Here is a 19,120-nt window from a genome sequence, read left to right on the forward strand (position 1 = left end):
GCTTAACGCGTTCCCGCCAGGGCAGCGTCGACATCCTTGGCCAGTGGGATCGCCGGCTGCGCGCCTGGCTTCAGGCAGGCAAGCGAGCCGGCCGCGGCGGCGCGGGTGATCGCATCCCCAAGCGACAAGCCGGACGACAGGCCGGCGCCGAAATAGCCGCAAAAAGTGTCGCCGGCGCCGACGGTGTCGACCGGCGTGATCTTTAGCGCCTGGATTGTGAGGAAATCGTCCGGCGTTGCGGCCAGCACGCCGTCGCCGCCGAGCGTGACGACGATGGCGCGGCCGGTCTTTTGGGCGTAGTCGCGCATGCGGGCGGGGCGGTCGCGCCCGGAAAGCGACAGCGCTTCGCCGTAGAGATCGAATTCGGTCTCGTTGGCGACGGCATAGTCGGCCTTGCCGAGGAAGCCGGCGGCTTCGGCCCGGAAAGGCGCGGTGTTGAGCACGCTGACGGCGCCCGCCGCGCGCGCCGCGTCGAGCGCGGCCTCGACCGTCTGCAGCGGGATCTCGTGCTGCAGGAGCACGACATCGCCCTTTTTGAGATAGGCCTTGGTGACATCGCCCGGCACCACCGAATCATTGGCGCCCGGCACGACGGCGATGACGTTCTCGCCGTCGGCGCCGACCAGGATCAGCGCCGTGCCGGTGGAGGCGAAGCTTTGGCCGACACCGGAGAGATCGACATTGCCGGCCTTGAGCAAAGCGAGCGCTTCGGGGGCAAAGCTATCCTTGCCGACCGCGCCAACCATGCGCACCTGGGCTCCCGCGCGCGCCGCGGCCAGCGCCTGGTTGGCGCCCTTGCCGCCGGGGGCGGTGGCAAAGCTCGAGCCGCGCACCGTCTCGCCGGGTTCCGGCAGGCGGTCGACATTGGCAATGAGATCGAGGTTGATCGAGCCGACAACGATAATCACAAAAACTGCCTCCCGTTGAAGCGGCCCGGCCCTTGCTTGAAAGGCGGACCTGCTCCAAGATTCTGCTTTTCGCAATTCCTGGGAAATGGGCGGCGAAGCGCTCATCGCGGAATTGCGTGCTGGGGGCGAAGCTAGCCGCAAAGACCGCCGGTTGCCAGATCATGCCGGTTGCGCGGGCTCTTGGCCCACAGGCATCATTCGCAGCGCACCGTCACCGTGCCTTGATAGTTGCCTGCCGGGAAGATGCCGGGCGACTTCGTGGCGGTGAGATCGACCTGGATGGTGTGGGTGCCGTTGGTCACCCGCTGCGGCGAGCTGCCCGGTATGTCCACGCCCGAGCCGTCGAGGCGGAAGACGGAGGCGAACGAGACATTGGTGTCGCCGCCGCTCGGTGCCGAGGTAAAGGCGATCGGCGCCGGCGCGGAAACGGTATAGCAGTCCAGCAGGTTTAGGATGGAACACAGCGTCGAGTTCGCTGTGATGGTGGCGCCGGCGCTCGACCCGCCTGCCTGCTTTGAGCCGAAGATGTTGATGGCGGGGTTCGATTTCATCGTCCCCGAGGCGCCGATCATGATCGTGCAGGTGCCGATGATCGCCGCCTGCGCCGGAAGGCAGAGACCGGCAAGCGCCGCCAGCGCTAACAGCGCGCTTCTATTTCCGCTTCTTCTTCTCATTGCTGGTCGTGCCTCTGATGGTCCAGCCTTCATTGGCCCATCCCGCTGATTTGACTTGAGCCACGTTGGCTTGGACCCCGTTGGCTTGCGCCGCGCCGGCTTGCGCCGCGCTGGCTTGGGACGCAGCGTCCTGGGGCGGCGAGGCGGGCACACTTCCCGTCGTCTGGCCGTCGGCGCCGAGGCCCATTTTGAGCAGCTTCAATTCCAACTGCAGGCGCTCGACTTCCAACTCGTAGAGGCGGCTGCAATCGACGCGTTTGGGCGTCCGCCCGATCGGGATCACCACGCGGCCATAGGTGGCGATGTCGCTGTTGGTCTGGTTGCTTGAGTTGTTGCCGCGGATGACGCCGAGGTCGAGATAGGCGCCGCTGCCGGAAACGGCTGAGCGGCAGGTCGTGCCGTCGCTGGCATGAACCTCGTCCTGGCCCTGGGGCAAGGTGACGCCGGGCAGGCTGAAACCGGTCTGGTTCTGATTCAGGTTCAGGATATCCTCGGCAAGTCCCCGACCGACGACAGCCAGGGCGGGCAGCAAGGACAAGGTCAGAACCTGCGATGCCCGAAGAACTTTCCGCATATCTGTGCCCTTATCTGGGTCTGCTCGCTTGGAAAGGGGATACTCTCGGTACAGATACGCACTTTACGCTCGTTCGCGCCGTCGAACGGGACGACCACCAGGACCGGGCGCGACGCTTGGCCGGCCAGAAGGAACGCGCTCGGCGTGATCCTGGCCGCGACAGGCTGGAAATCCTGGTCGTAGACATGGACCTCGACGCGGATGCGCTGGTTGTACGGGTTGCCCGGAAAGACACGGACAGCAAAGGCATCGGTGAAGGATCGCACCTCGCCCCGCATCGGCGTCATCGACTGGCCGGTCGCCGCTACGGGAGGCAGCGCGGCGATCAGGCCCGCCGCCAGGATTGCAATTCTTCTCAATGCGATTCTTCTCAAGGACCGCTCCTTTCGCGTGAGGACTATTCGCAGCGCAGCGTCACCGTTGCTTGATAGTTGCCGGCGGAGAACCGGTTCGTGCCGCTCTTGGTGCCGGCGAGATTGACCGCGACCGTCGATGTGCCCGGCACCGTCAGCGCGGTCGCGGTGCCGGTTTCGGCAATCGTCTGCGCGCCTGAAGTGGCGAAGGTCGGAGTCCATGTCGTCGCCGTCGTGTCCGAGGCCGGCACGGTGGTCGTTGTCACCGGGTCCACGCTGAGCGAGACCCCGCCCGTCGTATCGACCTGAGCGCTGCCTGCCGAGCCGCCGGCATTGTGCGAGCTCAGCGACTGAAGATTGCTGCTCACGGTCATCGTGCCGTTGGAGTTGATCGTGATGGTGCAGGTCGCGGTGATCGTGCCGTTGAAAAGCACGTTTCCGGTAGCGGCCGATGCCGTCTGGCAGGCGCAGGCGGCCAGCAGGCCTGCTGCCATTGCGGCCCGAGCGATTTTCATTGAGATCCCTCCTTCGAGCCGGATGGTGCCGGCTCAACGTCGGGTCATCTTCCCTTTATCGTGGTTAATTTAGCGTTAAGTGAAATAACGCGGGGAAGCAACTTACAAGAAAACCGGCTGTAACCATAGGTTGTCTCCGGTTGCATTTCGCAGATGAATCGATCAATTATTTAGGATGTACCGATTTATATTACGATACGCGGTTTTTTCGCAATGGCATGCGAAAAAATCGAATGTTTCAGGACGTCACTTGTCCCGCTTCCCAACCGAGGATGGCGCGTTTGCGCGTCAGACCCCAGTGATAGCCGGTGAGCGCGCCGGACTTGCCCAGCGCCCGATGGCAAGGCACCACGAAGGACATCGGGTTTGCGCCTACCGCCGCACCGACGGCCCGGCTGGCGCTTGGCGCGCCGATGCTCGCCGCGATCGAGGAATAGGTGCAGGCCCTGCCCATCGGGATGCGCAGCAAGGCTTCCCAGACGCGCAGCTGGAAATCGGTGCCGATCATCACCACGCGCAGCGGCTGGTCGGCGCGCCAGTTGGTCGGGTCGAAGACCCGCGCGGCGTAAGCCTGGGTGGCCGACATGTCCTCGACATAAGTCGCGTTCGGCCAGCGGCCGGACATGTCGGCGAAGGCAGCCCGCTCGCCGCCGGCATCGCAGAAGGCGAGGCCGGCGAGGCCGCGGTCAGTGACCATGATCAGCGCGATGCCGAAAGGCGAGATGTGATAACCGTAGCGGATGGTGAGGCCCGCGCCCCGCGTCTTGTAGTCGCCGGGCGACATCGCCTCATGGGTGACGAAGAGGTCGTGCAGCCGGCCGGGGCCGGACATGCCGAGCTCGAACGAGGTCTCCAGCAGCGGCATGCCGGAATCGAGCAGCCTGCGCGCGTGGTCGAGCGTCACCGCCTGCAGAAAGGCTTTCGGTGACAGGCCGGCCCAGCGGGTGAACAGCTTCTGCAGGCCGGTCGGCGTCTCGCCGACTTCCTCGGCCAGCACCTCCAGCGAGGGCTGGTCGCGATAGTCGAGGCTGATCTTCTCGATGGCGCGGCGCACGACATCATAGTCGCTGCCTTCCGGGGTGATATCGTTCTCAAGGATCGCGATCGGCTTCATCTGCGTATTCATGGTCATCTGCGCGTTCATGGCAATGTCTCCTTGGCCGCGAATATCGGTCTTCCAGAGCTTTGCAACCACCCGAAACTTGCCTTCCTGACGCAGGCACCCAGACCATCCTAGAAACCGGAACAAGGGGCGCTGGGCTGGTCCGCATGCTTGTTCGTCGGCCTCTGGAGGCATGTCCCCGCCATGCGCAAGGTCGGCAGGCTGCTGCGCTACCGCTTCTGATTTGCTTGACTTGCTCGGAGCATGATCTTGTCCGAACCGCAGCTCAGCGAAAGCAAAACCGGCGTCCACTTTTCGCTGACGCGGACTTCGGTTCGGGATCATGCTCAGCGCGTCTTGGCGGTCGCCAGCGCGCGCGAAAAGGCGGTGGCGAAGCTTTCGCGGTCGTCGGGATTGAGGAAGCCGCCGATCGCCACGCTCTTGCCCTGCGCTTCGACGGCCATCCTGGTGATGCCGATTTCGCTGTGGCGGGCGATCGAGAACCGCGTCCAGAACGGGTTGAAATGATGCGCCTCCGAGCGTCCGGAAGGTGCTGTCTTGCGGATGTCGAGGCTGGTGCGCGATACCGAGATTTCCTCGCGGGCGCGCGCGGCGCGATAGTTGGCGCGGAAAGCGATATAGACGGCGATCACATCGAGGCCGAAGAAGCCGAACACCGGCCAGGCGCCATGCGCCAGGAAAAAGGCGCCGGTGACCGCCCAGCCGAAGACAAGCGCCCCCATCAGGATCAGGAAACCGGTGCGGCCGAGCGAGCGGTGCGGCGTCAGCAGGGCCTGGAAAAATGGCTGGTCGGCTTCGAATGACGCGTTTGTGTCGCTCATGAGGGGATATTATAGGAAGGGACATGGCGCCTCCCAAGTCCAAAAAATCCATCGCTGTCAAAAAGCCTCAACCCGCCCCTGCCGGCGGCGGCCCGGCGGCTGGTACACGGCCGCGAAAAGCGGCTTCCCGGTCGCTCTACAGTGCCGCCGAGGTGCATGAGATCTTCAGGCGCTTTTCCGTGCAGCGGCCTGAGCCGAAAGGCGAGCTCGACTATGTCAACGCCTTCACCCTGCTGGTCGCGGTGGTGCTGTCAGCGCAGGCAACCGACGCGGGCGTCAACAAGGCGACCAAGGCATTGTTCGCGGCTGCCGACACGCCAGCCAGGATGCTGGCGCTGGGCGAGGCCAAGGTCGGCGACTACATCCGCACGATAGGGCTGTGGCGGAACAAAGCGAAGAACGTGATCGCGCTGTCGAAGGCGCTGATCGATGATTATGCGGGCCAGGTGCCGCAGGATCGAGACGAGCTGGTGAAGCTGCCGGGCGTCGGGCGCAAGACCGCCAATGTCGTGCTCAACGTCGCCTTCGGCCAGCACACGATGGCGGTCGACACGCATATCTTCCGCATCGGCAATCGGATTGGGCTGGCTCCCGGCAAGACGCCGGAACAGGTCGAGCAGGGGCTGCTCAAGGTCATCCCGGCCGAGTTCATGCGACATGCGCATCACTGGCTGATCCTGCATGGCCGCTATGTCTGCAAGGCGCGCAAGCCCGATTGCCCGGCCTGCGTGATCGCCGATATCTGCAAGTCGAAGGAAAAGACCACCGACATTCCGGCGCCGCTGATGCCGATCGCGCCGCTGGATGAGACGTTTGCGGCCGAGGCCTAAAGCGCGTCGCGATCTTTCAGTCTCGCTCCATGCGCTTTAGGTTTTTTATTTTGCGCATGTCTTTACCCCGAAACCGGTAACCACTTTCGGGAGACATGCTTTAGAGCGGGTCTGGCTCTAATAGCCGTAGCCGCGCGCCATGGCCGCGGCAAAGACCGGAATGAGCAGGAAGATGAAGCCTTCGGCGCGGACATAGTTCTTCACCGAGGCCAGTTCCGCCGCCGGCACGGCGAAAGACGGATTGCCGTTCGCCTGCCTGTTCCAGGAGAGGAAGCGCGTGGTCGGCACGATCGACAGCAGGCCGACGATGGCGAAGGCCGCCATCTTTGCCCAGAACACCCAATTGTAGACATAGAATTCCCAACCCTTCAGGCCGAAGAACACCCGGCAGATGCCGACGATGATGATCAGCGCGGCGATGATGCCGTAATGGCGGTCGATGCCGGCAAGGCGCTTCAGCGTCGCCGCACCCAGATCGTCGCGCACCAGCACGAACTCGGCCCCGATGATGCCGGCCAGCGAGAACACCAGCAGGTGATGGAGAATAGCCAATACAAGGTCAGTGGTGTCCATGTTCTTCCCTGCGCCTGGCGGCCGCGACGCGGCTGGATACCGTGTCAGAAGAGTAGCATCATCGGTCAAGATTCCCAGACGGCGAAATCGTTGCGCTGGAGGATGATCCCGGCCAACCCTGGCCCTTGCCGGGGGACGCCGGTTTGCTAGAGCAATTCCAGGAAAGTGTGAGCGGTTTTCCGTCCGGAATTTCGTGAAAACAAAGAGTTAGTGTGTTTCACCATTTCGCGAAACGGTGAAACACACTAACCGCTGCCGTCTCAACGAGAGGAGTGCCATGAGCATCAAGACGGAAGCTGGCGTGCCGATCCTCGAGACGGCGCGGACCATCCTGCGGCCCCATCGTCCGGGCGATTTCGAGACCTATGCCGCCATGTGGACGGAACCTGCCGTCACCCGTTTCATCGGCGGCAAGCCGCGCACGCGCGAGGAAAGCTGGATGCGCTTCCTGCGCCATGCCGGGCTGTGGTCGTTGATCGGCTACGGTTTCTGGGCGATCGAGGACAAGGCGACGGGGCGCTTCATCGGCGAGGCCGGCTTCCATGATCTGAAGCGCGAGATCGAACCTTCGATCGAAGGCGTGCCGGAAGCCGGCTGGGCCCTGGCTTCGGAGGCGCACGGCCGGGGGCTTGCGAGCGAGGTCGTCGGGCGGATCGTCGCCTGGAGCGACGAGGCGTTGGGACAAGCGAGAACCGTCTGCATCATCGATCCGGAAAACGGCGCTTCGCTGAAGGTCGCCGAAAAGAACGGTTATGGAGAGATTTTGCGGACCACCTATCATGAGAAGCCGACGATCCTGTTGGAACGGCGGGCCGGAGGGGTTGTCGCCTAGATTAGCTGGCTTTGCGGCGCAGCGTCCGCGCCAAAGTCTCCCATCCATCCGCCGTTGCATCGCGCTCGCTGCGATTGCCGCGCAGCACCGTGGTTGCGTCGAATGGCTGGGGACGCGCAATCGCATAGCCCTGCGCATAGTCGACGCCGATCGCTTTCAAGGCGTCGATGATGCCCTCGCTTTCGACGAATTCGGCGATGGTGCGTTTTCCCGTCACCTTGCCGATGTGATGGATCATCTCGACCATCGCGCGGTCGATGCGGTCGTCGAGCATGTCCTTGACGAAGCTGCCGTCGATCTTGAGGTAGTCGACCGGCAAATGCTTCAGATAGGCGAAGGACGACATGCCGGAGCCGAAATCGTCGAGCGCGAAGCGGCAGCCAAGCCCGCGCAGATCGGCGATGAAGCGCATGGCTTCGGAAAGATTTGCAATGGCGCTGGTCTCGGTGATCTCCAGACAGATCGTTTCGGGGACGATGGCGTGCGCGGCGAACTGCTCGCGCATGAAGCCGAGGAAGGTCTCGTCGCCGAAGGTGGCGCCGGAGAGATTGATCGCGCAGGTGGATATCGGCGTCGCGTGCGGGTCGGCGCGCCTGGCCGCCAAGGTGGCGAGGGTGTCGCGCACCACCCAGCGGTCGATCGCCGGCATCAATCCGTAGCGCTCCGCCGCCGGGATGAAGCTCTGCGGCGTGACGAAGCTGCCGTCCTCGTCGGTCAGCCTGAGCAGGATTTCGATATGCGCGCCCTGCTCCGGGATATCGTCGCGCAGGGGCGCGATCTCTTGCGCATGCAGCCTGAAGCGGTTCTGATCCAGTGCGGCGTGCAGACGCTGCACCCAGGCCATCTCGCCGAAGCGCTCGCGCAGCGCGGTGTCGCCCTCGCTGTGGAAATGGATGCGGTTGCGGCCCTTTTCCTTCGCCATGTAGCAGGCGACGTCGGCTGCGCGCAGCACCTCCTCCAGCGTCATGCCGACGTTGGCGACTTCGACCATGCCGATGCTGACGCTGATGTTGAAGGGACGTCCGTCCCAGGAGAAATGCAGGTCCTGGACCGTGGCGCGCAGCCGTTCGGCGGTTGCGGCGGCACAGTCGGCATCGCAATCGAAGAGCAGCACGCCGAACTCGTCGCCGCCGAGCCTGGCCAGGATGTCGCCGGGCGGCAGCTCGTTGGCGAGCAGCACCGAGATCTGGCGCAGCAGCTGGTCGCCGGCGGCATGGCCGCATGTGTCGTTGACCAGCTTGAACTGGTCGAGGTCGAGATACATCAGCGCATGCCTGCGCGACCTTTCCGGCGCTTCGGAGATCGCGCCTGCCAGCCGGTTCTCGAAGTCGCGGCAGTTGACGAGACCGGTCAGCGCATCATGCGATGCCTGCCACGACAGGCGCTCGATATAATCCTGCTCGCGCGTCATCTCGTGCAGGGCCAGGACACAGCCGAGGATCTGGCCTGAGACGATCAGCGGCGCGCCGTTCAGCGCCACCGGCACGACCGAGCTGTCGGGACGCTCCAGGAGCTGCGGGCGCACATTGGAGCGGCGCGGCTCGCCTGCCAGCAGGCGCGCGATCAGATCGGTCTCCTCGACGCCGCTGTCCTTGTCGACAAGCCGGAACAACGAGGCGATGGGCCTGCCCCTGGCTGCGGCCAGCGAGCAGGCAAGCAGCCGCTCCGCCCCGGCATTCATATAGTCAAGCCGCCCCTCGGCATCGGTGCTGATGACGGCCTGGCCGATCGAGGCCAGCGTGATCTGGGCACGCTCGCGCTCGGCGTTGAGGGCGCTCTGAAACGCCTGGCGCTGTATCATCAGCTTGCGCGTGCGCCAGACGACGAGCAGGATAAGCAGGGCGGCGGTGGCGAGATTGGCCGCCGTCAGCGCCATCTTGATGAAGCGGGATCCCTCGCCGAGGCTGTCGGAAAACGCCTTGGCCAGCGGCCCGATCCGGCGGTCGAGCTGGTGGATTTTCGCCTTCCAGAGGCTGATCTCGGCTAGCGTTGCCGGCCCTTTTTCCAGCCTTCGATTCATCTCGTCGCCAAGTCCCTCGATGGCGAGGATCATCTCGTCGGCATCCCTCCAGTGGCGGATCGCGGTGTCGAGATAGCTGACGCCGCGGAAATTCCGGAACAGCCAGATCAGGCCGTCAACATCGTCGGGGTGGTTGTTGCCGCCGAGAAAGCCAAGCCGGGCCGCATTCGTGTCGGGCTCGGCCTGTTCGAGCGCCAGCCGCGCGGCGCGATCGGCGAGCGGCACGGCGATGGCTTGACGATATTCGTTGAAATATTCCTGCCGGCCGGTATCGGCATAAAGGTTCAGGAAATAGATGGCGTGCATCCGGCCTTTCGACCATTGGCTTTCGCCGCCGACATAGGCGCGGACCGCGGATAATGTGTGGAGGCTGAGGGTTGCGACCAGCGCCTGGGTCAGGACCACCGCGACGAAGGGACAGACCAGCCCTATCAGACGCGGACCGGCATCGGTCGACGAGAACTTCATCCCATTCCCATGGAGCTCGTTCTGCTCCCCCGGCGTCTGTCCGACTGGCTCATCCGTCGGTTGAGACGATATTTTTCCCCGCATGTCGCCCCGTTGCCGGCGACATCGATCCAGATAGCGCTCTTGGCTTAACGGCCGATAAATTTGTCCGGTACTTGTTTCATGAATTGTTGCCTGGCAGACGCTTACGCCGGGTGATGCGATGTATTGATCCGTGTTGCCGGTGCGCGGAAGAAAAAGCCGGCAACATCAACCCGATAGCGTTATACCGCAGTCCTCTCTCAGCGCTTGGCCCTCGATCTGTTGAGGGTCACGGCTTCGCGTACGAGCGCCTTCAGCGCATCGGCGTCGATCGTGTCGCCTTGCTTGAAATCGATGGCGCGCCTCGTGTTGCCTTCGAGGCTGGAGTTGAAGAGCTTCTTGGGGTCGGGCAGCGCCGCGCCTCTGGCGAAGGTCAGCTTGACGACGGCCTTGTAGGTCTCGCCGGTGCAGATGATGCCGGCATCCTCCCAAACCGGCACGCCGCGCCATTTCCATGTCTCGACGGCTTCCGGCGCGGCCTGGCGGATCAGGGCGCGGAGCCGGGCAAGCATCTCGCCGCGCCAGTCGCCCAGTTCCTCGATCCTTCTATCGATCAGCTCGGACGCAGACCTGCCGTCCTGCTCGCCGTCTTTTTGCATGTCTGGTTTCTCCTCAATGCCGGATATGACATCGCCGCCGTGGTCCTTCGGGAGGGCGGCGCTTGATCCTTCCTTGCGCTTACATCCGTTCGCCGGGCAGCCGGCTCGCCTGTTTCACCCAGGAAACGAACCGCTTCTCGTCGAGCCGATCGTCCTCACGGATATGCAAATAGCGCGTGTCCCCGCTCTTGGATTCGACCGGAGGCACGGGGTCCAGCGACAGGCCGCGGAAGAACGCCACCTTGATGTAGCTGGCGAAGCAATGGATGCCGAGAAACCAGCCTTCGTCCTTCATGCCGTAGAGTGGCGAATTCCATTTGACGGCCTTCTGCACGTTGGGAATGGCTTGCACGATGAGCTGGTCGAGCCGGCGCCCGACCTCGCTCTTCCAGCCCGGCATCGCCGCGATATAGGCCTGCACGGGAGCGTCGCCATGGCCCTTGGCGATCTGCGGATTGCCGCCTGAAAGCAGGACCGGCTTCTCGTGCGGAGATGCGTCGGCTTTCGATTTCGCCTTCGCCATCAGGCCGATCCCGTGCGCTCGGGCGACGGCTCGCCGCGCCTTCTGGCGGCATAGGGCAGCACGAACATGTAGAGTCCGCTGAACAAAAGCAGGAAAAGCGGGATCAACGGCGAATAGACGATCCAGGCGGGCGGCGGGCCCATGGCCATGGCGGCGAAATTGGCAATGACGGTGACGGTGAAGATGATCGACAGCCAGCGATGAAGCTGCCTGATCCACTTGCTCCAGCTCAATGTAACCTCCCTTGCAAATGACGAGACGGATCGAGGCGCCTACCAGCGCGCCAGCTGCGAAAGCTGGACGAGGTTGCCGCAGGTGTCGTTGAGCTGCGCGATGGTGGCGCCGGTCACCGCGGTCGGCGCCATGGCAAAATTGCCGCCCTTGGCCTTAATGCGCTCGTGGTCGGCCTTGATGTCGTCGCTGAACAGCATCAGCGCCGGCTGGCCCTGCTTGAAGATGGCCTGCTGATAGGTCTTTGCCGCCGGATTGTCGTTGAGTGCCAGCTGCAGTTCGGTGCATCCGGATCGTCGGGCGAGGTGACGGTCAGCCAGCGGAATGGACCGTTGGTGAAATCCGCCTTCCTGGTGAAGCCCAGAACGCCGGTGTAGAAGGCGAGGGCCTTCTCCTGGTCGTCGACATAGATGCTGGTCAACTTGATCTTCATTTCGATATCTCCATGGCTTACGCCTGCGGTGTGCCGCCCCGCCAAACAGTGTGTTGTTCCGAGCAGTCCTGCTGTTGGCGGCGACCTTCAGTCGAGCCGCGAAAGGACCTCCTCCAAGGTCGCCAGGTATCTCTTCCAGCCGACGGTGGCGCCGCGGTAATACGGCTCCTGATCCGTGCGGAAGCCGACCTGCTCCATACGCAGATGCGTGCCCGTGCCCGTCGGGGTCAGCGTCCAGGTGACCACGCTCTCGAGGTCCTTGGTGTCCCAGCTGTAGGACAGCGTCCGGTTTGGTTCGACCGTCCGCACCTGGCAGTCGACGCCACCCCATTCGGCGCTCAGATTGAAGCGATGGTCCACGACCGGCTTGAAGTCGTTCTTCATCAGCCACGCCTCGATGAGATGCGGTTGGGTAAGCGCGCGCCAAATCTTTTCCGGCGCAAAAGGTATCTCGCGTTCGACGATGACGGAGCGCGTTGCGGCTTCGTTCATTGATCCATCCTTTTGAGCAGGTCTTCGAGATCGTCGAACCGGCTTTCCCAAAACCCCGCCATGTCGCGCGTCCAATCCATCAACGGCGCAAGCGCCTTGAGCTGCGCGCTGTAATGGGTCTGGCGCCCTTCATGGCGGTCGCGCACCAGCCCCGCTTCCTTGAGCACGCCCAGATGCTTCGACACCGCCGGCTGCGACACACCTGCCTGCGCGGTGAGGGCTCCGACCGTCTGCTCGCCCTGGCGACAGAGACGTTCGAAGATGGCGCGCCGCGTCGGATCGGCAAGCGTCCTGAACAGCATATCGTGCGTGGCCGGCATCTCAGATCGATAACCCGTTGGCTATTGATTGACGTATAACCATCGGGATATATGTGAGTCAAGCAGAAACCTGGACGGCGCTAGTTGCCGGCGCCCGTGTTGAGGGCTGCCACGTCCAGCATGAAGGCATCCTCGCCGAAGGCGCGGGTAGCGCGCGCGGCGGCTTCCAGCAGCGGGCGTTTCATGCGCTCGAGAAAGGCCGCGTCGACGCGCGTGCTCGGCCCTGCGAGCGTCAGCGCGCCGAGCAGTGTGCGTCCTGGTCCGAAGACGGGCGCGGATATGCCGGCGGTCTGCGGGTCGCGGTCGCCGATCGAGATGTAGTTGTAGGTGTTGCGGATCGTTTCGTAGGGCTCGCCCTCCTGGCCCGAAAAGGCGGCAAGCACCCGGCCGCCGGAGCCGACAAGCAGAGGCAGCACATCGCCTTCGCGGATCGTGTAGCGGATCGGATGCTTGGATTCGACACGGTAAAGGCAAGTGCGCAGATCACCGGAGCGCACGTAGAAAGCGACGCTTTCCCAGCTCTGCTCGGAAAGATCGCGCATGATTGGCAGCAGGACGTCCATCGCCACGACGGACCGCTGGTAGAGCGCGCCAAGCCGGAATGCGGCAGGCCCGATGCGATAGCGCCCATCATCCAGGCGCTCCAGCAATTGCCCGCGTATCAGGGAATTTGCCAGCCGCAGGATCGTGCTCTTGTAAAGGCCGGTACGGGCGGCGATTTCGGCCAGACCGAGCGAGCGGTCGGCAGCGGTGAAGGCATCGAGAATGGCGATAGCGCGTTCAAGCGCGGCAACGCCGTCGGCCCGTGCCGAGCTGGGAGGCGTGTCTGTCATTGCAACGGTGATTTCATCGCAGTCGCCCATCCGGAACTGATCCGGACACGAGATTTAATCCCGACGCCGCCGTTCTGTCTAGCAGAATGGTATTCCTATTGACAGAACGAGATAACATTTGCTTGAAATCGAAGTGAAGGCCTGTGTCGGGCCTCGTCTTGGCAGGGCACCTGGAGGAGAGGTGTCGTGATTTGGAGGAAATCCCCATGCTGAACAGACGCAAATTCCTGACGAGCACGGCAGCCGTCGGCGCCGCTGGTTTCACCGCGCTGCATTTTACCCCCGCCTTGGCGCAGGACGTGCCGCAGATCCAGATTTTTGTTCCGGCGGCGCCCGGTGGCGGCTGGGACCAGACGGCGCGCACGATCGACCAGGTGCTGCGCTCCGAGAAGCTCATATCCGGCTCGCAGATCACCAATGTCGGCGGCGCCGGTGGCACGGTCGGCCTGCCGCAATTCGTTAATCAGTGGAAAGGCAAGGGCAATTCGCTGATGGTCGCCGGCATGGTCATGGTTGGCGCCATCATCGCCAACAAGGCAGCCAACAATCTTACCGAGGTGACACCGATCGCTCGCCTTACGGGTGAGTTCGAGGCGCTGGTGGTGCCTGCGGAATCGCCGTTCAAGACGACCGGCGATTTCGTCGCCGCGCTGAAAGCCGATCCGACCAAGGTTCCGGTTGCCGGCGGCTCGGCAGGCGGTTCCGACCACATCCTGTTCGGCCTGATCGCCAAGACGGCCGGCGTGCCGGCGGCGAACCTCTCCTATGTGCCGTTCGCCGGTGGCGGCGAGGCGCTGTCGGCGCTGCTCGGCAACCAGGTCGCGGCCGGCATTTCCGGCTACGGCGAATTCTCCGAGCAGATCAAGGCCGGCGCGCTCCGGCTGCTCGCCATCTCGGCCGACAAGCGCCAGGACGGCATCGATGCGCCGACGCTGAAGGAGGCCGGTTTCGATGTCGAGCTGTTCAACTGGCGCGGCGTCTTCGCGCCGCCCGGCGTGTCCGACGACGACAAGGCGGCGATGATCAAGCTGATCGAGACCATGGCCAAGAGCGACGCCTGGGCGACAGAGTGCAAGAACCGCAACTGGACGCCGATCCTGCTCACTGGCGACGACTACGCCAAGTTCGTCACCGAGGACACCGCCCGCATCGGCGCCATTTTGAAGGATCTCGGTCTCGCCTGAGGCGTCCACCGGATCACGGAGGCGGCACCGCCTCCGTGACAGCATGCAAGCAGGAAATGGACTGCGGCGATGCCGGCAGCCGCGTGCCGGCCATCCGGCGAGGAGATCATGAGCACCAGCGACCATCAGGCGTCACCGCCGGGTCTTGCCTTACCTGAATTACTGATCGGCGTCGGGCTTCTCGCCTGCGCCGGCGCCGTCGCCTGGCAGACGCTGGCGATCCCGGTCTCGCCGCTCTACTCCAAGGTCGGCCCGACGGTCTTCCCCTATATCACCATGGCCGGGATGATCTTGCTGTCGCTGCTGCTCATCCTCGCCGCCATTCGCGGCGGCTGGCAGCCGGAGGAGGAAAAGGAAACGCCGACCGATTGGAAGGCGATGGGCCTCGTGGCGGCGGGTCTCGTTGCCAACCTCGTGCTCATCCAGCCGCTCGGCTTCACCGCGGCCTCGGTCATCATGTTCGTGCTGGTCTGTTTCGGCTTCGGCAGCCGGCACCCGCTGCGTGACGCGCTGCTCGGCCTCGTGCTGGCGCTTGCCGCCTATTTCGGCTTCGCCAAGGCGCTCGGCGTCAACATCGGTGCCGGCCTGATCGAGAACCAGCTCAACGCGCTGATGGGCGCCATGCTCGGCGGCAAGGGGGGCTGAGATCATGGACACGCTCAGCCATCTCGCGCACGGGTTCGCTGTCGCCTTCACGCCGACCAACCTGTTATGGTGCCTTGTCGGCACGACGCTCGGAACGGCGATCGGCGTGCTGCCCGGGCTCGGGCCGGCGCTGACCATCGCGCTCTTGTTGCCGATCACCTACCAGGTGGCGCCGGAGGCCTCGTTCATTTTGTTTGCCGGCATCTATTACGGCGCGATGTATGGCGGCTCGACGACGTCGATCCTGCTCAACACGCCTGGCGAAAGCGCCACGATCGTCACCGCGCTCGAGGGCAACCGCATGGCGCGTTCGGGGCGCGGCGGGGCGGCGCTCGCCACCTCGGCGATCGGCTCCTTCGTTGCCGGCACGCTCGGCACGCTGGGTGTCGCCTTCCTGGCTCCGACCGTGGTCAAATACGCGCTGAAGTTCGGGCCGGCCGAATATTTCTCGCTGATGGTGCTGGCCTTCATCACCGTCTCGGCGGTGCTCGGTTCGTCGTCGGTGCGAGGACTGACCAGCCTGTTCGCCGGCTTTGTCGTCGGCATGATCGGCGTCGACCTGCAGACCGGACAGCCGCGCTTCACCTTCGGCACGGCCGAATTGCTCGACGGTGTCGACGTCATCATCATCGCGGTCGGCCTGTTCGCCGTCGGCGAGACGCTCTACATGGCCTCGCGCCGCTATGCCGGCAAGGACGAGATCGTGCCGCTGAAAGGTTCGCTCTACATGACGGCGGCCGAATGGGCGCGCTCGTGGAAGCCTTGGCTCAGGGGCGCCGCGATCGGCTTTCCGATCGGCGCCATGCCGGCCGGAGGCGCCGAGATCCCGACCTTCCTGTCCTATGCGATCGAGAAGAAGCTTTCGAAGCATAAGGAGGAGTTCGGCACGGTCGGCGCCATCGAAGGCGTCGCGGGGCCGGAAGCCGCCAACAATGCATCGGCCGCCGGCGTCCTGGTGCCGATGCTGACCCTCGGCCTGCCGACCTCGGCGACCGCGGCGATCATGCTGTCGGCCTTCCAGAGCTACGGCATCAATCCGGGGCCGCTGCTTTTGACGACGCAGGCCAATCTGGTCTGGGGCCTGATCGCCAGCCTGTTCATCGCCAACGTCATCCTGGTCGTCCTCAACCTGCCGCTGATCGGCCTTTGGGTGCGGCTCCTGAAGATCCCGGCGCCGCAGCTCTATGCCGGCATCCTGGTGTTCGCCACCGTCGGCACTTACGGCATCTCGCAGTCCCCGATCGATCTCGCGATCCTCTATCTCTTGGGCGCGGCAGGCTTCCTGATGCGGCGCTTCGATTTCCCGACAGCGCCGGTGATCATTGGCATGATCCTGGGACCGCTTGCCGAAACGCAGTTCCGCCGCGCGATGACGATAGAAAACGGCGACTGGACGGTGTTCTTCCGGCATCCGCTGTCGCTGACGCTTTTGACGCTCGCCTTCATCGGCCTTGTCGGGCCGCATATCTGGGCCTGGATCGAGCACCGGCGCAGGCGCGGGCCGGAGCATGTGCCGGGCGATGCCTGACCGGGTTGGAGCATCATGACAGACCTGCTTTCCGGTATCCGCGTCCTCGACCTCACCAATGTGCTGGCGGGTCCCTACTGCGCCTACCAGCTGGCGCTGCTCGGCGCCGACGTCATAAAGGTCGAGGCGCCGCCGGGCGGGGATCTTGCGCGCCAGCTCGGCGCCTCGCCTGAACTCAACCAGGCCGGTATGGGGGCCTCGTTCCTGGCGCAGAACTCCGGCAAACGATCTGTTGTGCTCGACCTGAAGAAGCCCGACGATCGCGAGCGTTTCCTCGACCTGGTGGCGACGGCCGACGCGCTGGTCGAGAATTTCCGGCCGGGGGTGATGAATCGCCTCGGCCTCGGCCATGAAAAGCTGAAGGAAGTCCGACCGGGCCTCGTCTATTGCGCGATATCCGGTTTCGGCCAGACCGGGCCGATGCGCGGCAATCCCGCCTACGACCAGATCATCCAGGGCCTGTCGGGGATCATGAGCATTACCGGCACGCCGGAAACGGCGCCGCTGCGCGTCGGCTATCCAGTGGCCGACACGCTGGGCGGGCTGGTCGGCGCCTTCGCCATCGCCGCGGCGCTGGTGAAGCAGAAGACAAAAGGCGAGGGCGCCTTTCTCGACGTCTCGATGCTCGAATGCACGCTGTCGGCGCTGGGCTGGCCGGTGTCGAACTATCTGACGGCTGGCGTCGAGCCAAAGCCGATGGGCAATGAGAACATGACGGCCGCACCTTCCGGCGCGTTCCACACCGGCGAGGGGTTGCTCAACATCGCGGCCAACAAGCAGGAGCAATTCGTGACCCTTTGCGGGTTGATCGGGCGGCCGGAGTTGGCGTCGGATACACGCTTTGCCGAGCGCGAGACGCGCAAGCAGAACCGGGCAGCGCTGAAGGTGCTGATCGAGGACGCGCTTGGCAGCGCTTCGGCGGCGACGTGGGAAGAGAAACTCAACCGTGCCGGCGTGCCGGCAGGGCGGGTGCTGACGATCCCGCAGGTGCTCGAGGAGCCTCAGGTCACCGAGCGCGGCATGGCTTCCTCGTTCGAGGGCATGTCCGGCATGGATCGGCCGCTGACGGTGGTGCGCGGCGGCTTCATGGTCGACGGCGTGGCGCCCACGCCAACGGCACCGCCGCCGCGCCTTGGCGAGCATACGGACGAGGTGTTCGCCGCCTTGCCCGGGCGCGGTACGTCGAGGGCGCAGGCATGAGCGAAGATAAAAAGACCGGCCGCGGGCGCGCGGAGGAATGGTGGCAAACGTCCATCATCGAGATGCGGCCGGGCGTCATCCGGCTGCGCGGCTACGAGATCCAGGATCTGATCGGCCGCGTCAGCTTCCCGGCGATGATCTGGCTGATGCTGCGCGGCGAATTGCCAAGCGAAGAGCAGGCGGCACTGCTCGGCATTGCGCTGGGCGCGGCCGTCGACCACGGTCCGCAGGCCCCGTCGATCGCGATCGCCCGCATGGCCGCCACTTGCGGCGTCGGCATCAACAACGCGATGGCGTCGGCCATCAACGTGCTTGGCGACGTGCATGGGGGCGCCGGCGAGCAGGCGCTTTCCTTCTATGGCGATATCGCCGCGGCGATGGATGGCGGCACGCCTCTTGCCCAGGCAGTGAAGACGCGGCTCGATCGTTTCTTCGCCGAGGAGAAAGGCTATGTGCCGGGGCTTGGCCACCGCTTCCACCCGGTCGATCCGCGCGCGCCCCGCCTCATCGAGCTGACGCGGGAATTCGCCGCGCGCGGCGTGGTCAGTGGGCGTTTTGCCGACATTGCCGGGGCAATCGAGGCGGAAGTCGCCGCGCGCAAGGGCAAGACGATCCCGCTCAACATCGACGGCACGACGGCCGTCATCTATGGCGAGCTCGGGTTCCCCCCGGCGCTGACGCGCGGCCTGTTCGTTTTGTCGCGGTCGGTCGGCATTCTGGCGCATGCATGGGAACAGTCGCAACAAGGCGACCGCAACAAGGGGCCGCTGCCCCGGGAATGGCTGTGGGCCTATACCGGCATGCCGGTACGGCCTTTTCCCGACACCGAATAGGACGGTTTAAGCCGGATCGGGCGCTGGAATGGTCAGATCCCGGAGCAGCGTCGAAAGCTCAGGCTCGTCGATGAGCAGGGCAGCGTCTGCCGGCGGCAGCCATGCGCGTTGCCGGTTCGCGGCCTCCCGCCAATCGGCAAGTTCCTCCGTGACTTGGAGGAGATAGACCGAAACGTCCACCCGAATGAAGCCCTCGGTCATGCGTTTCCAATAGGAATAGGTACCGGCAGGCTGCTTCAGCGACTTGCCGAGAACACCGGCCTCTTCCTGGGCTTCGATCGTTGCCGCCCTGCGTCCGCTCTTGCCTTTCATCGGCCAACCCTTGGGCACGATGAAGCGCCGCGTGGTGCGTGAGGTGACCAGCAGCACTTCGAGGCCACCGTCTTCCCGCAACCGAAACGGAATCGCCGCCACCTGGCGGATCCGTTGCCCTTTCTTGGCTCGGCGAACTGCTTTCTTCTTGGTTGTTGCCATCCCAAATTCCGGTAGGAGCAGCGTCCCGCCGCAAGCTACCACGCGGCAAAAAC

Annotated in this window: 25 protein-coding genes; 7 read left to right on the forward strand and 18 right to left on the reverse strand. The window is 64.3% G+C overall.

The annotated features are described in order from the left end of the window. Positions 1-2 precede the first annotated feature (2 nt). The 7 genes from EJ072_RS21585 to EJ072_RS21620 form a co-directional block, all read right to left on the reverse strand. A complete protein-coding gene (locus EJ072_RS21585; RefSeq protein ID WP_126081198.1) occupies positions 3-908 on the reverse strand; it encodes a ribokinase in 906 nt (301 codons plus the stop codon). Between the two features lie 194 nt (positions 909-1,102). Continuing rightward, positions 1,103-1,582 carry a hypothetical protein gene (locus tag EJ072_RS21590; RefSeq protein ID WP_189343067.1) on the reverse strand — a complete coding sequence of 160 codons (480 nt, stop codon included), beginning with the start codon at positions 1,580-1,582 and terminating at the stop codon, positions 1,103-1,105. Further along, the gene (locus EJ072_RS21595; RefSeq protein WP_126081200.1) at positions 1,560-2,156 is read right to left on the reverse strand and encodes a hypothetical protein; all 597 of its coding nucleotides are present in this window, start codon (positions 2,154-2,156) and stop codon (positions 1,560-1,562) included. Before EJ072_RS21595 ends, EJ072_RS21590 begins: the two co-directional genes overlap by 23 nt. After that, entirely contained in the window at positions 2,123-2,515 is a 393-nt protein-coding gene (locus EJ072_RS21600; protein WP_126081201.1) for a hypothetical protein, read from the reverse strand. Before EJ072_RS21600 ends, EJ072_RS21595 begins: the two co-directional genes overlap by 34 nt. 38 nt (positions 2,516-2,553) lie before the next feature. Next, entirely contained in the window at positions 2,554-3,024 is a 471-nt protein-coding gene (locus tag EJ072_RS21605; protein WP_126081202.1) for a hypothetical protein, read from the reverse strand. A gap of 238 nt (positions 3,025-3,262) precedes the next feature. Then, on the reverse strand, positions 3,263-4,168 hold the full coding sequence (locus EJ072_RS21610) for a methylated-DNA--[protein]-cysteine S-methyltransferase (protein ID WP_126081203.1): 906 nt from the start codon (positions 4,166-4,168) through the stop codon (positions 3,263-3,265). 305 nt (positions 4,169-4,473) lie between these two features. Further along, positions 4,474-4,968, reverse strand: coding sequence for a DUF2244 domain-containing protein (locus EJ072_RS21620; protein ID WP_126081204.1), 495 nt, complete (start codon positions 4,966-4,968; stop codon positions 4,474-4,476). A gap of 23 nt (positions 4,969-4,991) precedes the next feature. Here EJ072_RS21620 and nth point away from each other — a divergent pair, with 23 nt between their 5' ends. Continuing rightward, positions 4,992-5,798 carry an endonuclease III gene (nth, locus tag EJ072_RS21625; protein ID WP_126081205.1) on the forward strand — a complete coding sequence of 269 codons (807 nt, stop codon included), beginning with the start codon at positions 4,992-4,994 and terminating at the stop codon, positions 5,796-5,798. 117 nt (positions 5,799-5,915) lie between these two features. Here nth and EJ072_RS21630 read toward each other — a convergent pair whose 3' ends face one another. Next, the gene (locus EJ072_RS21630; RefSeq protein ID WP_126081206.1) at positions 5,916-6,371 is read right to left on the reverse strand and encodes a DUF2214 family protein; all 456 of its coding nucleotides are present in this window, start codon (positions 6,369-6,371) and stop codon (positions 5,916-5,918) included. 277 nt (positions 6,372-6,648) lie between these two features. Here EJ072_RS21630 and EJ072_RS21635 point away from each other — a divergent pair, with 277 nt between their 5' ends. Continuing rightward, positions 6,649-7,203: a GNAT family N-acetyltransferase gene (locus tag EJ072_RS21635; RefSeq protein WP_126081207.1), complete on the forward strand. Its 555-nt coding sequence runs from the start codon at positions 6,649-6,651 to the stop codon at positions 7,201-7,203. Between the two features lies 1 nt (position 7,204). Here EJ072_RS21635 and EJ072_RS21640 read toward each other — a convergent pair whose 3' ends face one another. The 9 genes from EJ072_RS21640 to EJ072_RS21675 form a co-directional block, all read right to left on the reverse strand. Further along, positions 7,205-9,691 (reverse strand): EAL domain-containing protein, encoded by a 2,487-nt coding sequence (locus EJ072_RS21640; protein ID WP_126081208.1) that lies wholly within the window; start codon positions 9,689-9,691, stop codon positions 7,205-7,207. A gap of 281 nt (positions 9,692-9,972) precedes the next feature. Continuing rightward, positions 9,973-10,371: a DUF1801 domain-containing protein gene (locus EJ072_RS21645; protein ID WP_126081209.1), complete on the reverse strand. Its 399-nt coding sequence runs from the start codon at positions 10,369-10,371 to the stop codon at positions 9,973-9,975. A gap of 79 nt (positions 10,372-10,450) precedes the next feature. After that, entirely contained in the window at positions 10,451-10,894 is a 444-nt protein-coding gene (locus tag EJ072_RS21650) for a DUF1801 domain-containing protein (protein WP_126081210.1), read from the reverse strand. Beyond that, positions 10,894-11,127 carry a hypothetical protein gene (locus EJ072_RS21655; protein ID WP_126081211.1) on the reverse strand — a complete coding sequence of 78 codons (234 nt, stop codon included), beginning with the start codon at positions 11,125-11,127 and terminating at the stop codon, positions 10,894-10,896. The genes EJ072_RS21650 and EJ072_RS21655 overlap by 1 nt, the downstream gene beginning before the upstream one ends. 39 nt (positions 11,128-11,166) lie before the next feature. After that, positions 11,167-11,403, reverse strand: a complete 237-nt coding sequence (locus EJ072_RS37345; RefSeq protein WP_348525943.1) for a VOC family protein — start codon at positions 11,401-11,403, stop codon at positions 11,167-11,169. Continuing rightward, positions 11,325-11,558 carry a VOC family protein gene (locus EJ072_RS37350; RefSeq protein ID WP_281061009.1) on the reverse strand — a complete coding sequence of 78 codons (234 nt, stop codon included), beginning with the start codon at positions 11,556-11,558 and terminating at the stop codon, positions 11,325-11,327. The genes EJ072_RS37345 and EJ072_RS37350 overlap by 79 nt, the downstream gene beginning before the upstream one ends. Before the next feature lie 87 nt (positions 11,559-11,645). After that, positions 11,646-12,050 carry an SRPBCC domain-containing protein gene (locus EJ072_RS21665; protein WP_126081212.1) on the reverse strand — a complete coding sequence of 135 codons (405 nt, stop codon included), beginning with the start codon at positions 12,048-12,050 and terminating at the stop codon, positions 11,646-11,648. Beyond that, on the reverse strand, positions 12,047-12,370 hold the full coding sequence (locus EJ072_RS21670) for a metalloregulator ArsR/SmtB family transcription factor (protein ID WP_126081213.1): 324 nt from the start codon (positions 12,368-12,370) through the stop codon (positions 12,047-12,049). Before EJ072_RS21670 ends, EJ072_RS21665 begins: the two co-directional genes overlap by 4 nt. 80 nt (positions 12,371-12,450) lie before the next feature. Then, entirely contained in the window at positions 12,451-13,203 is a 753-nt protein-coding gene (locus EJ072_RS21675; protein ID WP_126081214.1) for an IclR family transcriptional regulator, read from the reverse strand. Between the two features lie 206 nt (positions 13,204-13,409). Between EJ072_RS21675 and EJ072_RS21680 the strand changes: the two genes are divergently transcribed. The 5 genes from EJ072_RS21680 to EJ072_RS21700 all read left to right on the forward strand — a co-directional run bounded on the left by EJ072_RS21680 (position 13,410) and on the right by EJ072_RS21700 (position 18,593). Next, positions 13,410-14,387: a tripartite tricarboxylate transporter substrate-binding protein gene (locus EJ072_RS21680; protein ID WP_126081215.1), complete on the forward strand. Its 978-nt coding sequence runs from the start codon at positions 13,410-13,412 to the stop codon at positions 14,385-14,387. A gap of 108 nt (positions 14,388-14,495) precedes the next feature. Next, positions 14,496-15,032 carry a tripartite tricarboxylate transporter TctB family protein gene (locus tag EJ072_RS21685; RefSeq protein WP_126081216.1) on the forward strand — a complete coding sequence of 179 codons (537 nt, stop codon included), beginning with the start codon at positions 14,496-14,498 and terminating at the stop codon, positions 15,030-15,032. A 4-nt stretch (positions 15,033-15,036) separates the two neighbouring features. Beyond that, on the forward strand, positions 15,037-16,560 hold the full coding sequence (locus EJ072_RS21690; protein ID WP_126081217.1) for a tripartite tricarboxylate transporter permease: 1,524 nt from the start codon (positions 15,037-15,039) through the stop codon (positions 16,558-16,560). A gap of 15 nt (positions 16,561-16,575) precedes the next feature. Beyond that, on the forward strand, positions 16,576-17,760 hold the full coding sequence (locus tag EJ072_RS21695; protein WP_126081218.1) for a CoA transferase: 1,185 nt from the start codon (positions 16,576-16,578) through the stop codon (positions 17,758-17,760). Then, entirely contained in the window at positions 17,757-18,593 is an 837-nt protein-coding gene (locus tag EJ072_RS21700) for a citryl-CoA lyase (protein ID WP_126081219.1), read from the forward strand. Before EJ072_RS21695 ends, EJ072_RS21700 begins: the two co-directional genes overlap by 4 nt. A gap of 6 nt (positions 18,594-18,599) precedes the next feature. Here EJ072_RS21700 and EJ072_RS21705 read toward each other — a convergent pair whose 3' ends face one another. Continuing rightward, on the reverse strand, positions 18,600-19,067 hold the full coding sequence (locus EJ072_RS21705; RefSeq protein WP_126081220.1) for an NUDIX hydrolase: 468 nt from the start codon (positions 19,065-19,067) through the stop codon (positions 18,600-18,602). Between the last annotated feature and the right edge of the window lie 53 nt (positions 19,068-19,120).

Source organism: Mesorhizobium sp. M2A.F.Ca.ET.046.03.2.1 (assembly GCF_003952425.1).
GTDB lineage: Bacteria > Pseudomonadota > Alphaproteobacteria > Rhizobiales > Rhizobiaceae > Mesorhizobium.